12 protein-coding genes are annotated in these 14,744 nt (G+C 53.0%); 7 read left to right on the forward strand and 5 right to left on the reverse strand.

Annotated features, from left to right (window positions below; all coding sequences use genetic code 11):
• The first annotated feature begins 36 nt into the window (after nucleotides 1–36).
• Genes AC0YNU_RS23325 through AC0YNU_RS23335 form a run of 3 tightly spaced genes read left to right on the forward strand, consistent with a single transcriptional unit; the run spans nucleotide 37 to nucleotide 2,024 of the window.
• Nucleotides 37–444: a GyrI-like domain-containing protein gene (locus AC0YNU_RS23325; protein WP_475761162.1), complete on the forward strand. Its 408-nt coding sequence runs from the start codon at nucleotides 37–39 to the stop codon at nucleotides 442–444.
• Nucleotides 437–1,234, forward strand: a complete 798-nt coding sequence (locus tag AC0YNU_RS23330; RefSeq protein ID WP_475761087.1) for a VOC family protein — start codon at nucleotides 437–439, stop codon at nucleotides 1,232–1,234. Before AC0YNU_RS23325 ends, AC0YNU_RS23330 begins: the two co-directional genes overlap by 8 nt.
• Nucleotides 1,218–2,024, forward strand: a complete 807-nt coding sequence (locus AC0YNU_RS23335; protein WP_475761088.1) for a VOC family protein — start codon at nucleotides 1,218–1,220, stop codon at nucleotides 2,022–2,024. Before AC0YNU_RS23330 ends, AC0YNU_RS23335 begins: the two co-directional genes overlap by 17 nt.
• 45 nt (nucleotides 2,025–2,069) lie before the next feature.
• Here AC0YNU_RS23335 and AC0YNU_RS23340 read toward each other — a convergent pair whose 3' ends face one another.
• Both AC0YNU_RS23340 and AC0YNU_RS23345 read right to left on the reverse strand, forming a co-directional pair.
• Complete coding sequence (locus tag AC0YNU_RS23340; RefSeq protein ID WP_475761089.1) at nucleotides 2,070–2,501, reverse strand: hypothetical protein; 432 nt, start codon at nucleotides 2,499–2,501, stop codon at nucleotides 2,070–2,072.
• The gene (locus AC0YNU_RS23345; protein WP_475761090.1) at nucleotides 2,498–2,704 is read right to left on the reverse strand and encodes a helix-turn-helix transcriptional regulator; all 207 of its coding nucleotides are present in this window, start codon (nucleotides 2,702–2,704) and stop codon (nucleotides 2,498–2,500) included. The genes AC0YNU_RS23340 and AC0YNU_RS23345 overlap by 4 nt, the downstream gene beginning before the upstream one ends.
• Nucleotides 2,705–2,987: 283 nt before the next feature.
• On the opposite strand from AC0YNU_RS23345, the gene AC0YNU_RS23350 reads away from it, so the two are divergent.
• Nucleotides 2,988–9,203 (forward strand): carbohydrate-binding protein, encoded by a 6,216-nt coding sequence (locus AC0YNU_RS23350; RefSeq protein WP_475761091.1) that lies wholly within the window; start codon nucleotides 2,988–2,990, stop codon nucleotides 9,201–9,203.
• Between the two features lie 87 nt (nucleotides 9,204–9,290).
• On the opposite strand, the gene AC0YNU_RS23355 is transcribed toward AC0YNU_RS23350, so the two are convergent.
• The 3 genes from AC0YNU_RS23355 to AC0YNU_RS23365 all read right to left on the reverse strand — a co-directional run bounded on the left by AC0YNU_RS23355 (nucleotide 9,291) and on the right by AC0YNU_RS23365 (nucleotide 11,580).
• On the reverse strand, nucleotides 9,291–10,346 hold the full coding sequence (locus tag AC0YNU_RS23355) for a bifunctional transcriptional activator/DNA repair enzyme AdaA (RefSeq protein WP_475761092.1): 1,056 nt from the start codon (nucleotides 10,344–10,346) through the stop codon (nucleotides 9,291–9,293).
• 187 nt (nucleotides 10,347–10,533) lie between these two features.
• Entirely contained in the window at nucleotides 10,534–11,088 is a 555-nt protein-coding gene (locus tag AC0YNU_RS23360) for an NADPH-dependent FMN reductase (RefSeq protein ID WP_475761093.1), read from the reverse strand.
• Between the two features lie 27 nt (nucleotides 11,089–11,115).
• Nucleotides 11,116–11,580, reverse strand: coding sequence for a MarR family winged helix-turn-helix transcriptional regulator (locus AC0YNU_RS23365; protein WP_475761094.1), 465 nt, complete (start codon nucleotides 11,578–11,580; stop codon nucleotides 11,116–11,118).
• A gap of 583 nt (nucleotides 11,581–12,163) precedes the next feature.
• On the opposite strand from AC0YNU_RS23365, the gene AC0YNU_RS23370 reads away from it, so the two are divergent.
• From AC0YNU_RS23370 to pyrH, 3 genes are all read left to right on the forward strand, one after another.
• Nucleotides 12,164–13,171: a phosphotransferase enzyme family protein gene (locus AC0YNU_RS23370; protein ID WP_475761095.1), complete on the forward strand. Its 1,008-nt coding sequence runs from the start codon at nucleotides 12,164–12,166 to the stop codon at nucleotides 13,169–13,171.
• Nucleotides 13,172–13,307: 136 nt separating this feature from the next.
• Nucleotides 13,308–13,664 carry a nucleotide excision repair endonuclease gene (locus tag AC0YNU_RS23375; protein WP_475761096.1) on the forward strand — a complete coding sequence of 119 codons (357 nt, stop codon included), beginning with the start codon at nucleotides 13,308–13,310 and terminating at the stop codon, nucleotides 13,662–13,664.
• A gap of 304 nt (nucleotides 13,665–13,968) precedes the next feature.
• A complete protein-coding gene (gene pyrH, locus AC0YNU_RS23380; protein ID WP_475761097.1) occupies nucleotides 13,969–14,706 on the forward strand; it encodes a UMP kinase in 738 nt (245 codons plus the stop codon).
• The last annotated feature ends 38 nt before the right edge of the window (nucleotides 14,707–14,744 follow it).

Genomic DNA, 14,744 nt, shown 5'->3' on the forward strand with positions numbered 1-14,744 from the left:
TCGGCTGGTCAGCTGCAGGCTAAGAAGTTCGTCGGCATTCCCTGCACGTCGGCATTCGCGACCCATGAACCCGAGCGAATCGCGGCCGTTCGGCAGCAATTCATGAATAGGCGCGGCGAGATCCGGCACGTCGTCGATTCGGAGCAATTCGCCTGCGTCAGCTTTACGTCCGAAGTGTTGTTTACGTACAGCCACTGTCTGGAGGTAGACGAATTGGATGATGTGCCGGATGGCATGATCGGTTTCTCGGTACCCGCCCACGATTATGTTGTCGTCCGCTCTAAGAGCGACCCCTATGAAGCGGCGCACGCTTATCTGGCGGAAATCGGCAAGGCTTCGGACCAAAAGGCGCTGTTCTGGGAGGAATACCGCTTCGCCAGCCCGATCTGGCCGGACGAGGCATGGGTATACGTTCCGATCAAGGGGGAAACCGCCGATGTTTGAGCGTATCGATCGTGTCTTCCTGCCTGTCGCCGACGTGAAGCGCGCCGCGGACTGGTATGCAAGCGAACTGGAATTCCGGATTCACCGGTATCGCGGCCGGGAAATCGACCTGCATGTTCATAGGGGCGAAGCGCTGCTGACGCTGACGGAAGTCCAGCCGTTCAAGCCGAGGACGCATCTCCACGAGGATGGACATGTGCCTTGCTTTAATTTCTACACGCATTGGGAGGATTTGCACCTCGATTGGCTGAAGGAACGAGGCGTGCGTACGTCCGAAGCGATGATCGATCCGCATATGAACGTCGCCGAGATGGCGGACCCGGACGGCAATATCATCGGCATTTGCCACGAGAAGGCAGGCTCCCTGTACCATACGCCCCATGAAGGCCCGCTGCCCCCGATGTTCCACCGCGTGCTGGCCGTATTCCTGCCCGTGCGGGAGTTGGAATCGTCCATTGCCTGGTATGTCGGCGTGCTCGGCTTCAAGCTTCACAACCATTGGGGGCAAGGGGCGGACATGACCGTCGGCGGCGGGGAGACGATCGTTACGATGATCGCGATGTCCGAGGAGGTTCATGGCGAGGCGATCGCAGGCATGAACGACATTCCGTACTATTCGCTGCAGTCCGACCGCATTCACGAGACGTACCGGAAGCTCCGAGAGCGGGGCGTGACGGCGGACGAATGCACGGAACAGGACGGAATCATGCAATTTCACGTCCGTTCAACAGAAGGGCTATTGATTCGCATATCGGAGAAGGAGTCGGTGACCGTTGAACAGCCGCGTTAGAGGAATCACCCCGTTGGAGCCGAGAGCGGCATCCATATTCGTGCATGTGTCGGATCTGCGGAGATCGGCGGAATGGTATAACAAGCTGCTCGGCCTGCCCATGCTGGAGGACCGGTTCAATGGCGGCCCTGTCTATTGGTACAATTTGCAGCATACGAATCTCGTCCTGGACGACAACGCCGCGAATCGGGCAAACCCTGAATGGCGGGCATCCATGAAGCCGCGGATCATGTTCAAGGCTGCGGACATCGACGAGGCGTATGCCTACGTGAAGGAGAAAGGCGAGCCGTTCTCCGAACCGGAGCGCCACGGCGGCGTCATGGCTTATTTCAACTTCCGCGATCCGGAAGGCAATGCGCAGATGGCGTGCTGGACCTCCGCATTAGAGGAAGACCCTGGAGAACCGGCAGGCGCAAGTCCGATCCTCCCCCGCATCGGGGCCGCATTCATCGACGTGAAGGACATGACCGCAATGACGGCTTGGTATGCGGATCTGCTCGGTATTCCGGCGGATGCTTACCATGCCGAAGGCGAAGTCGTCGACCTGCCGACGACGAAAGGGGGCGGCATTCTATTGGACGCCAACCGCCATCTGCAAGGCAACGACTTCACCATTCCGTTTATGTTCGTGACGGAGGACCTCGAGGCTTCGCTCACGTACGCCAAGGATAACGGCTTCGAGTTGTTCGGCGAGCCTCAGCATTACGGCCCGGTTTCCTTCTTCGTCCTGAAGGATCCCGATCATAATCTTGTCATGGTATGCCGGGATGAGAGCGTGACGGATTCTTGAAATAAAGAATTAAATCCTCTCTTCTGACTATCTGGCGTCAACCCATCACATCTCTTTATAGTATTTGAAACGGTAATAAGCGTTATATCCTAGGATGAATAGATAAGTGAAGACAAATAGCAACAGCACCATGAAATCGATACCCATCATGGAAAACGCTAAAATCAAAGCTCCGAACACAAAAACCATCATGTCGTATGCTTTCGCTTTTGCCCGGTTAAAGATTGCCAAATTACGCTCGTCTTTCCGATCGATCTCTAGCTGCTTCGCTGCGGCTGGGGCATGCTTCATCGCGTGTCGGACAATTATTTCTCCCACGCCGTAACCGAATATACTGCAGCCAAACCCAACGCTGAGAAAAGACAACGCTCGCAGCATGCCTTGCGGATCTTCAATCGTTTTGATGAGGTACAGACCGCCTGCAAATAGTACTACGCCTACAACGGTAAGAAAATAAAACGCAGTTATTTTATTCATGCCTGTTCGTCCTCCTCATAAATAAAGATCTCTTCGATGCCCATATCGAAAAAACGGGCAATCTTGAATGCTAAAACGATCGATGGGTTATAACGTCCGTTTTCCAGCGAACTAATCGTTTGCCGTGACACTTCAAGAGCCGCCGCTAATTCTTCTTGCTTAATTCCGCGTTGCTTGCGGATTTCTTCTAAGCGGTTGTTCAATGCATTCACCATCCTTGTGGAAAGTTAGCTTTCCATAAGAGGAGTATAGCGTGCCTTGCACATGATGTAAAGCGAACTTTCCAATCGGATGAGCCTTACAGCAAACAGGCGACTGTTTAAGCATTCTAAAAACGAGATATTGGACTTTAATATCTCGTTTTTTTGCGTCCATGTTGTCTATTTGCAGTCGCTTTGCCTGTATTTAAAGTATTTTTCTGCCTGCGTTACTCGCTATACTAGCCCTGTTAGTCGCGATGAAATAAATAAACGGGGGTCTAGAGTGATGACAAGAGCAAGGGTGTCGTTGGCATTATTGATGTCCATATTACTAACGTTCACGGGTTTATTTGGAGCTATGCCCGCAAGCAAGGTTCATGCGGAACAAGCAGCGCCGATCAAAATCGAAGCGGAGACCTATGCGCAAGAGGGCGTGACCAATGGAAATCCCGTGCACGTGGGGTCATGGAGCGAAGGCAGCGAAATCTTCGTTTCAGGGGGAAATACGTGGGTTAGCTATTCTAATGTCAATTTAGGAAGCGGTTACAACCAGATAAAAGTAGCCTATAAAACGAACTATACGGGCACGATCGAAATCAGAAAAGGCAGCGTGACGGGGCAGGTGCTCGGAACAGTCGACATCTCGGGCTCGAATTGGGACGCGTCCAAGGAAGGGACGGCCACGCTCAGCGGAGCAAGCGGCGTGCAGGATATCTATCTCGTATTCACGAACGGCGCAATCGTCGATTGGTTCCAGTTCGAAGCCGGAGGCACGACGCCGGATCCAATTGATCCAACGGCAGCGCCGCTCAAAATCGAAGCGGAGACCTACGCGCAGGAAGGCGTGACCAATGAGCATTCCGTACACGTGATGTCATGGAGCGAGGGCAGAGAAATCTTCGTTTCGGGCGGCAACACGTGGGTTAGCTATTCTAATGTCAATCTTGGAAGCGGTTACGGTCAGATCAAGATCGCTTATAAAACAAGCTATACGGGCACGATCGAGATCAGAAAAGGCAGCGTGACGGGGCAGGTGCTCGGAACAGTCGACATCTCGGGCTCGAATTGGGACGCGTCCAAGGAAGGAACGGCCACGCTCAACGGAGCAAGCGGCGTGCAGGATATCTATCTCGTATTCACGAACGGGGCGATCGTCGATTGGTTCCAGTTCGAAGCCGGAGGCACGACGCCGGGCGATCCGTCGGCAGCGCCGATCAAAATCGAAGCGGAGACCTATGCGCAGGAAGGCGTGACCAATGAGCATTCCGTACACGTGATGTCATGGAGCGAGGGCAGAGAAATCTTCGTCTCGGGCGGCAACACGTGGGTTAGCTATTCTAATGTCAATCTTGGAAGCGGTTACGGTCAGATCAAGATCGCTTATAAAACAAGCTATACGGGCACGATCGAGATCAGAAAAGGCAGCGTGACGGGGCAGGTGCTCGGAACAGTCGACATCTCGGGCTCGAATTGGGACGCGTCCAAGGAAGGAACGGCCACGCTCAGCGGAGCAAGCGGCGTGCAGGATATCTATCTCGTATTCACGAACGGGGCGATCGTCGATTGGTTCCAGTTCGAAGCCGGAGGCACGACGCCGGAGCAGACGGCTGCTTCCGCCGAACTTGTCGGAATGGATACGACGACGCAGGGACATTGGAACGGTCAATACGGCGGGGAAGGTTATGTTCTCCTTGGGTATAAGGGGCAGCCGGCCGCCAGCGATTGGATGTTCGATAACCAACATAAAGATTCCGACCTCATCGCGAAGCCAAGCTACTTAAGCGATTACAGCTACAATTGGCCGGGTGCGCTCTGGACAACCGTCGTGAATAACGGCGATCATTCGATACTGGACAAACCGACGGATCTGCCGGACGGAGTCAGCCCGGATAAGTATAATGTCTACGCGTCCATGGGGGAAAGCATTCATTCCACGATGTTTACCTTCAACATAACGGACGATGCGGTTCACCAGTTCAGCTACTACACGAACTCTACGACCAGTGCCGAGCAGACGATGAAGGCGGAAATTATGGATCTGAACGAAAACGTTCTGGAAACCAAACCCATCGACAAAGGCACGTTCCAGAGCGGGGCGTACATTACGTTCTTGATCAAAGGCAGTTTCAAGCTACGACTGCAGACGCAGCCGGGCTTCGGAGCCCAAGGGTTCTTCTTCGATGCGCCTGTCGGCGAAGAGCCGACCGATGTTAACGCGGTTGTGCAGGACAAGGTGAAAGTGAAACTAAGCTGGCAGAATCAAGGGACGCACGAGCAGGTAATCATCGAGAAAAGCGCGGATAATAGTCACTTTAGCAAGTTGGCTACCGTCGCTGCGGCAGACGCGGAGTGGACCGACGAGGAGATCACGGCAGGGGAGACTTATTCCTACAGGCTTCGCTACCAGGATGGAACGGCATACGGCAGCTCCACGGAAGCGGCTGCAATCGCGGTTCCGGCGATGGGCAAGACGGAACTGACTCTCCTTCATGCGAGCTCGACCCAGAACCTCAACCAAACGGGAAGCATTAGCGCTAAGCTCGAAAAGGTCGATGGGGATGACGCGAGAACGCCGCTTGAGGGCAAATCGATTATTTTCAAGCTGGCGGGCACTCATGTAGGGGACGGATTTACGTTAGGGCAGGAAATTCCAGCCGTCATGGGAATCGCCCAGACGGACGAGCAGGGGATCGCGACGATTGACTACACGTACGCGTACGGCGGGAATTATCAGATCGCGGCCGTGTTCGAACAGGTGGTTAGCGAGGATCTGAGCGGCGTGACTTCGCAAGCGATGGATCTGAACGTGCAGAATCCGTGGACATCCGTTCCGGTCATCATTAAAGTATCGGATGCCGTATCGGCAGGCAAGACGTTCAGCATTAACGGAACGGGCATGGACGCGGACGACGTGGAGGTAGCGATCGAGCGCGACACGACGGGAGTTTCATCGGCAGCGCCTTCGGATAACGCGATTAAACCGGAGATCATTCAGACGGATCGGGACGGCAGCTTCGTCGTGGCTAGAATGCCAAGCGACTTAGAGTCCGGCATCTATACGATCTGGGTCAAAAACGCAGTCGGATGGAGTCGCTATAGCAAGCTTAACGCTGCCAGGCCGTCGTTCATTTCGGAGTATCAGGCTTACAGCGGCTTGGATATCGAGCTCGTGGGCCGGAATTTGGATCAAAGCGAATTCGGCGGCGCGACGGCCACCAAGGTTCGGTTAAGAAATGGCAGCGGAGCGGGTTACGTTCAACCGATCGTCAGCTTGAATCCGTATAACGCCAAGTTTAAGATAACGGACGCGGTGCCTTTGGGCACGTATGACGTCGAAGTGTCCAACGACAACGGAAACAATTGGGTCAAGCTCGACAACGGGCAAAGACTGCAGATTGTCGCTGCCGGACAGGACCCGTTGGCGCTGGGCGTCGCATGGGCGAAGGATTTCAATTGGAGCAGCCAATATAACGTGGTCACTGGGTATGGAGCCAATGCCGGCGATGAGCTGGACGACACCGCAGCCGTGCAGGCCGCGGTCGATGCAGCCGAGAGCCATGGCGGGGGCGTCGTCTATTTCCCGAACGGGAGCTATTATATCCGTACGATTAATCTGGGTGCCGGCGTTGTTCTGCAAGGGCAGAGTCAAGCGGATACCAAGCTGTATTATACGGGCGAGAACGGGTTGAACTTCATTAATTCGAAGGATGCCTCTTCGATAGGCGGCATTGCGCAGCTGCAAGGAATTGCGAAGCTAAGCATCCTGTTGTCCGACCCGGAGACAAGACCGGATATGTTCATGGCATTGGGTCAGCAGTGGGGCGATTCGTTCCAAGACAAGACATTGCGGACGGCCAATCGGATTTTCGTCAAGAACGTCACGTTGGACTATCCCTATGACAGTGCGGGCAAACCTGGGACAGGCAGAGGAATCGGGTTGTTCTTTACGGCCAAAGAGCGCGTGCTTCTGCAAAACAATCACTTTAGCGGATGGTATGCCACGCATACGATTACGGCGCTTAATGCATATATTACGCTGAATAACAACTACTACGAGTACTCGATCGGCTATGTTCATAGTCTCGGTTCGTATGCCTTTTACGAGAATAATACGGTCAAAGTTCACAATGAATACAACGAGGACTCGCATGGCTTGTTCGCGAGATCGAATGCGTACATCGCCAACAATACGATTATCGGTCCCGGAGACGGAGCGAATCTGCTGAACGACGGGGAAGCGATTTGTGCCGAGGTGCCAAGCGGCAACTTTAATTCGGGCGAGGTTTTGAAGGCGGATGCAACTACGATCACGGTTTCGCCGTACATCCCGCTAGAGTTCCCCGTGGTTCATCCATCGCGTGTGCAGTACGGAGAACTCTCGGTGCGCATCACGGATGGACGCGGCGTGGGACAGCAGCGGGTAGTCGCGAATATCGATCCGGACACTCATACCATCACGGTAGATAAGCCGTTCGATATTACGCCGGACAATACGAGCAATTTCACCTTGCTGAGCCCGCTCAATAACTTCACCGTGTATAACAATCAGGTAGAGAATTCGGCTAATGGCATCGTGCTCTTCGGGAATCAGTTCGATTCGCTCGTAGCCAACAACCGCATTGTCGACTCGCGCGGCATCTGGCTGTGGGCGATCTCGCAACCGGGTATCGTCGTGCCGGATTACTATGCCAGAATCACGCACAATAATCTCGAAGGCGTGTCGCGTCGGGGGAATACGGTCGGAATCGGCATCGATACGGGGCGTTGGAACCCGGAAGGCACGTACAACGATATCCAATCCTTGTCGCTTGAGATCCTGGACAATTCGATTACCGGCGACAATACGCTGGAGATGGGGACCGATCCGATTAAGATGACTTCTCCGCTCAGCGGGATATGGCTTATGGCGTTCGGTCACTCTACGCTATCGAACGGCGAAGGATCGGGAGATACGACCAATAGCATTATCGAAGGCAACAAGCTTTCCAACTTGAAGACCGGCGTCACGTTGACGAAGAACAACTACGGTCAAGTCGTCAATAATAACGAGTACGACAGCACGGTGCTTCAGTTCCTTGATGATCGAGGGAGCGAGAACGTCGCAGCCGCCAACAATTCATTGGTTGCATCCGTGCCGACGGTTGATAAAACAGCACTAGTAACCGCAATTGCCAATGCACGCACGCTATTGGCGAGCACGATAGTAGGCGCGGCAGTCGGTCATGTGCCTCAATCGGCGCATATCGCCTATCAAGCAGCGATCAACGCGGCTGCAGCAGTCGATATCGATTGGCTGTCTACCCAGCAGGATGTTGATGCTCAGCTGACAGTATTAGCGGACGCTACTTCGCAGTTCAATGCGGCGGTTATTGCAGCGAATCCGGTAAATAACGATAGTCAGAACGGCAATAACGATAACAATACCATCCCCGTAGCCGTTCCCGTCGTGAAGGATGGCGTAGCCGTTGTCGTGTTAAACGCAGGGCAAACGAACGTATCGATTCCTGCGTCTGCGGTTGGGCAATTGCCGCTGTTGATTAGAGCGGGAGCCGCTTCGATTACGGTGAAGCCTGCGTTGCTCGCGAGCCTGCTCCGTAAAATCGGCGCTGCCGAAGGAGCCATGATTCATATCACGGCCGCGCCGATCGTCGAACCTGCGGCTCAAGCGGCCGCGCAAGCGGGCGGCACTTCCCTAACGACGACCTTAGCGAGTCCAGTCTTTGAATTCACTCTGGAGATCGTAGCCAAAGACGGTTCGATTACGGCAGTGAAGCAAGTAGATGGCGGTATCCAGATCTCGATTCCGTATACGGGAACCGATATCCATGAGGATCTGATCGGCATTTATTATTTCAATGAAGCTAGCAAGCAATGGGAATATGTCGGCGGAACGGTAGATCCGGCTGCCCATCAAGTCAGCGTAACCTTGCAGCATCTAAGCAAATACGCGGTGCTTCAGTATGATAAAACCTTCGATGATGTATTGCCGACGCATTGGGCCGCAAGCTTGATTAAAGCCTTGGCAGCTAAGCATGCGATCAACGGCATAAGCGACACGTCGTTTGCTCCGTCAGCCCTTACGACCCGCGAGGAATTCGTCAGCATGTTAGCGAATGCGCTCGGCTATAAGGCCGGGGATACCGCAACTCTGAAATTCACGGATGTTGCCGCGAACGCTTGGTATGCATCGGCTGTAGCCATCGCCGCGGACAAAGGCTGGATCGTAGGCAACGGAAGCAATTTGTTCCTCCCGAATCAATCCATTACCCGTGCCGAGATGGCAACGATCGCAGCTAAGGCATTAGCGATTGCACCTCTGGACACCGCGAACAGCTATCAGGATGCGGCATCGATTCCGCATTGGGCGAAGGGTTACGTCGCCGCCGTCAGTCTGAAGGGATTAATGAATGGACAAGGCGAGGGCCTCTTCGCGCCGAATGCTCAAGCAACACGTGCCGAGGCTGCCGCAATAATCTATCGCGTGATCTCTTCCCGGCAATAAACAGCTTTATAAAAACCATGTACGCCCTCCTGGGAGTACATGGTTTTTTGGCTCTGCTCCCGGTTCTTTGAAAGTTAAGCAGCTCTCCTAGGAGGAGCCTCCTTGTTTCTCATGGTGCAGCAGCCATTCTTTGCGTACGATGCCGCCGCCATAGCCGCCGAGCTTGCCGTCGGAGTTGATCACGCGATGACAGGGAATGACGATCGCGTGCTGATTGGCGCCGTTCGTTTGGGCGACCGCACGATAAGCGGTGGGTTTGCCTAGCGCAAGCGCAATGTCGGCGTAGGAGCGGGTGTCGCCCGGCGGAATTTGTTTTAATTGTTCCCACACCTGCTGCTGGAAAGGCGATCCCATCAGATGAAGAGGCGTTTTGAACTCGGTTAGCGTACCGTCGAAGTATTGCGTCAATTCTCGTTCAATCGATTGAATGGGCGCTGTCCGTCCGGGAATAATGGCCGCCTTCATTCTTTTCCTTAATCGCTCCACTTCGCGTTCCAATCCTCGACGATCTACGAATTCCAAGAGATAGAGCGCGATTTCGTCCGATATGGCGACCATAGGGCCGAGCTGGGTGTCCAGCCAAGATGCTTTGAGAATACGGCTGTCGTTCACCCGCGAAGGGGGCGCGCCCATGATCCGCGAGAAGGCGTCTCTGAATCCGCTGCCGGAATCGTAACCTGAAGCTAACTGCGTGTCGATAATCTTCTCCCCCGTTCGGATGCTCTTCAACGCCAATCCCATTCGACGGGCCCGGGCGTATTGTACGAATGTCATGCCGAAGCGCTTCTTGAACTGACGGCGGGCAGTAGACTCGTCGATAGACAGCGCCCGGAAATCCTGCCCCTTCCATCGTTTATCCGGGTTTTGCTCAACCGCCTCGACGAGCAGCCGGACGGTATCCGAGACTTGCTTCGGATGCGACAAGGGCCGGCAGCGCCGACAGGGCCGAAAGGATGCCAGAAGCGCCTGCTGCGCGGTCTCGTAGAACTCGCAGTTCTCATACTTCGGTTTCCTGGCTGGACAAGTCGGCCTGCAAAACACGCCGGTGGATGTGACGCCCACGTAAAAGATGCCTTCGTAATCGGATCTTTTCTCGATAAGCGCTTTATAATAGTCGGCTTTTCGTTCCTCGTTATGGATCATAGGGACACCTTCGCGTTTTAGAATGGGTTTATTATACCCTGCGCTTACGATGTCCGCAGCCGAAAATCAGGCATCGATTTTCGAAGAAATGGTTCGAGATCAGGATTTATCGAATAAACATTGTGCTAACGAAAAAAAGCCGCATCAGATGAATCCTGATACGGCTTATAGTATTTTCGTGTTCGTATTAACGCAATGTTTTCAAAGCGCCGCTCCAAGCAATAACCTGATCCAACATCGTGTTGACTGCCGGCTCTTGATGAGCGCCCGGTTTAAACACGCTGTAGTTTTCGAAATCCGTAATCAGGGAAAGCCCGACTTGAGCGCGCACGTCGGCCAGATGAAGCTCGCCGGCAATCAGTCTGAGGTTCTCGATCGCGCGCGAGCCGCCGCTGCCGCCGTAACCGACGAAGCCTGCCGCTTTGTCTTTCCACTCATGGAAGAGGAAATCGATGGCATTCTTCAGTGCGCCGGAAGTGGCGTGGTTGTATTCGGGCGTAACGAATACGTAACCGTCGAAGGACGAAATTTTCTCCGACCAAGCGATCGTGTGCGGTTTGCTGTATTGTCCCATGGACGCAGGGATCGGCTCATCCAGCAATGGCAAGTTGAAATCCGCCAGGTCAACAAGCTCGAAGGAAGCGTCGTTGCGCTTCTGTGCAATATCGGTCACCCAGCGTGCTACTGCTTCGCCATTGCGGCCGGGGCGCGTGCTTCCAAGAATAATCGCGATTTTCAACATTGTCTATTCCTCCAAAGTGTTCGTTTTTTATTTTTCGTTGCTTTGACGATCCTGGATACCATATCCGATTTTCTTCATGAGAACGATGAGCGCCTGCTTCTCCTCGTCCGTGACGAAGGACAAATTGTCGGAGATTTTCTGAACGTGCTTCGGGAAAATAGCATCGAAATAATTTCGTCCTTCCCCGGTCAAGGCGGCATTCGTCTTGCGTCGGTCGCCAGGGATCGGAAGACGCTCCACGAACCCTTTCTTCTCCAGCTTGTCTACCACGTAGGTGATACTTCCGCTTGGAATGGAGAACGTGTCGCTTATTTTCTGAATGGGATGCGGACCCTTGCTGTATAGAAACTCGAGAATTTGGAACGTTTCTATATTGAGGCCATAGCTGTCGATGTCGCGTTCTAAGCTGCCAAACAGCGTTTTTACCATATGTCTCATAACGCGTATAAGCTTTAGATCCAGATCCGTCCCATGAACATCGGGTTCCATCATTTTTTAACCACCTTATCTTGCCTTTTTGTACAAAGGATACTCGACTTCGAAGGGAACTTCAATTAGAACAAGCGTCCGGTTAGGCAAAATACGATGGAGAACCGATGCCCCTCACATGATCTCGACGTCGAACTTCCCGCGCATCTGCTGCTTTTTGGCTGGAACGGCTGGGTTTCTTCCACTATCGTCTTTATACGGACGCCATCTTGGAGAGCGGAATGTTCAGTGGCATGGCTCCTTTCTCAATAGTGTGCTTGTACAAGGTAAATACAAACCTTATACACTACACTTAATTATAATAACAATATTTATTATAATTTTAGGATAAATGCTTGTCAACACGTGTTGCTCGGATACCGACGCAAGAATCTGAAAATAAGTTCTTCCAAGTGAGGGATGGATTGACAGCATCTAGGCCGATGGATACGATGGAATAGCACGCATATACGGCAAGGGGACTGCGCTGTCCGTTTATTCGCTTTCGCCTGAGAAGTAGAGGGTGCTCTTCCCGTCTATTACTCGGGCTATTCGTATGCCCGCGCCTTCATCTCATGTTCAAACTAATCCCATGGAGGTCAAAGAGATGAAAAGCCGCATCGCGATTACCAATCTGATCCTTGAGAATGCAGCACAGCAATATAGTACGAACAGCAGTGAAGTCTCCTATATCGGAGGAAATCAGAATAGCGTTTATGAATATAGACAGGGTGGAAAAAGCTTCATACTGCGATTAACGCCGAGCGCAAATCGTTCCGAGAATCTCGTCCGGAGCGAACTGGATTGGATTTTATTCCTTGCCGATGCGGGGATTGCGGTGTCCAAGCCGATCCGATCGAAGAACGGCCAGTGGACGGAAGTCATCCCCGTGTCGGATGGCTATTATACATGCGTCGCGTTCGAGAAGGCCCTCGGCAGACAGGTCGGATACCCGGAATGCCTCGAGGATCATGATCTGTATGAGCGGCTAGGCAGGCTTACGGGCAGATTGCACGCCTTATCGCAAACGTATCAACCCGGAGAGCATACGGTTCCCAGACATGATTGGCGTCAAAATTGGTTTCTGCGGCATGTGGACTTGCTCCCCGCGTCGCAGACCGGCGTACGTGCTGCCTGCTTCGAATTGATCGAGACGATTAGCGCGCTGCCCCATGATCCGCGCTCCTACGGACTTATTCACGGCGATATCGGCGTGGGCAATTTTTGGGTGGATGAACAAGGGGGAATAACCCTCTTCGACTTCGATGAAGCCCAGTACAGCTGGTTTGCTGAGGATATCGCATTGCAGCTTTATTACTTGGTCTATGTCTATGGCGGCGAAGACGGCAAGGAGCACCGGGAAGATCAGGCCCGGCGATTCATGGCGCATTTTATGAAGGGCTATCGTTTGGAGCATGGATTGGACGACGAGTGGCTGAATCGGATACCGCTCTTCTTGCGACTTCGGGAATTAATCGTGTACATTGGTTCCTTTCGCGATTGGGACGGGGACGAGACCTTCGGCAGCTCGGACAACCAGTGGTTCAAGGATTGGATCGCGGAAAGCAGAGCGAGGATCGAGAACGGCATTCCCATCGTGAATATATGGGCGTAACGGCGGCGAAGCTGAGAACAGCTAAAGCCGCGTTGCTTCCCAATCAAAATAAGGTACGGAAACGAGCGTGCATCGTACGTTTTACGCCAAAACATGCTACTATATAGATCTACAATGAAGAGGACGTGAATCGATCGTGATTATGATCACCATACCCAAGCCTGACGTGACCATTACCAAACAGAGCAATCCGCAGCTCAGCCACATTTATGGCTTTACCGATTTTCACTTGATTACTAGGGAAACAGGCGGAATCTTTATGTTTTACGATAGCAAAGACGAGCTGCTGTTCGTCGGCAAAGCGAGGAAGCTGCGCCCTAGAATCAAAAAACACTTCGAAGATACGGTATCGCCGATCAAAGACCACAGGGATGAAGTGGCGAAAATCGAGGTTTGCGTCGTCGCGGACCCTCTGCATCGGGAACTCTATGAAATCTACATCGCGAATAAATTCGGAGCGAAGTACAATGTAGATAAAGTGTTATCCAACTAGCAACTCACAACTCGCAAACGCCACCTCTTCTTCACTAGAAAGGTGGCGTTTGGGTTTCTATTCGGGCAAGCCCGAGGGCAGCTGATTTTCTTATGGATTTGCGTTGCATTTTTCTTCCGGCGGGGATAGAATATGTTGACGGAAAACGACTGAAAGGGGTGGGGATATGAAGCTGAACGGCAGGAACGGTCAAGGGACGGTCAACGGACGGTCATTCAACGCTTGCTGCAGTTTCATATTCCTGTTCCACTGAGACACTAAAGCATTTATTGCTTTAGTGTTTTTTATTTGCGGAGGTGATCGAGTGGTCAGGTACGGAAGAGTGCTCATCAAATTAAGCGGCGGAGCGGTCGCGGGCAATGCGGAATTCGGGTTCGAGCCGGAGAGCCTGGATCATATCGCGAACGAGATTATGGCGGTCGTGAACCTGGGCGTCGAAGTCTCCTTGGTTATCGGCGGAGGCAACATATTTCGCGGGAACATGGCGGAAGGCTGGGGGATCGAGCGAGCGGAAGCGGACAATATCGGGACACTTGCGACGGTGATCAACAGCTTGATGCTTCGCGGCGTGCTTAAAGCCAAGACCGACAAAGAAGTTCGCGTCATGACGGCCATACCGTTGTCATCCGTGGCCGAGCCGTACATCCGATTAAGGGCCGTTCATCATTTGGAGAAGGGCTATATCGTCATCTTCGCGGGAGGCAACGGACAGCCCTACGTGACGACGGACTATCCATCGGTGCAGCGGGCCATCGAAGTGAATTGCGATGCGCTGTTAGTTGCGAAGCAAGGCGTCGAAGGCGTGCTGAACGCAGACCCGAAGCATGACAAAGAGGCAAGGAAGTTCAAGTCCCTTCACTACAATGACGTCTTGCATCAAAACTTGAAGGTGATGGATCAGTCCGCGTTCATCTTGGCCAGAGACTATCATTTGCCCATGCACGTGTTCAACTTCGATAAGCCCGGATCGATGAGAGAGATTTGCGAAGGGAAGGACATCGGCACGATCATCAGCGGTGAATCGGTGATGGAGTTGGAGTAATTAGACGCTGTACGGCAGCATGAACGCAGAAGGGCCAT

It is taken from the genome of Paenibacillus sp. J31P316 (assembly GCF_056269105.1).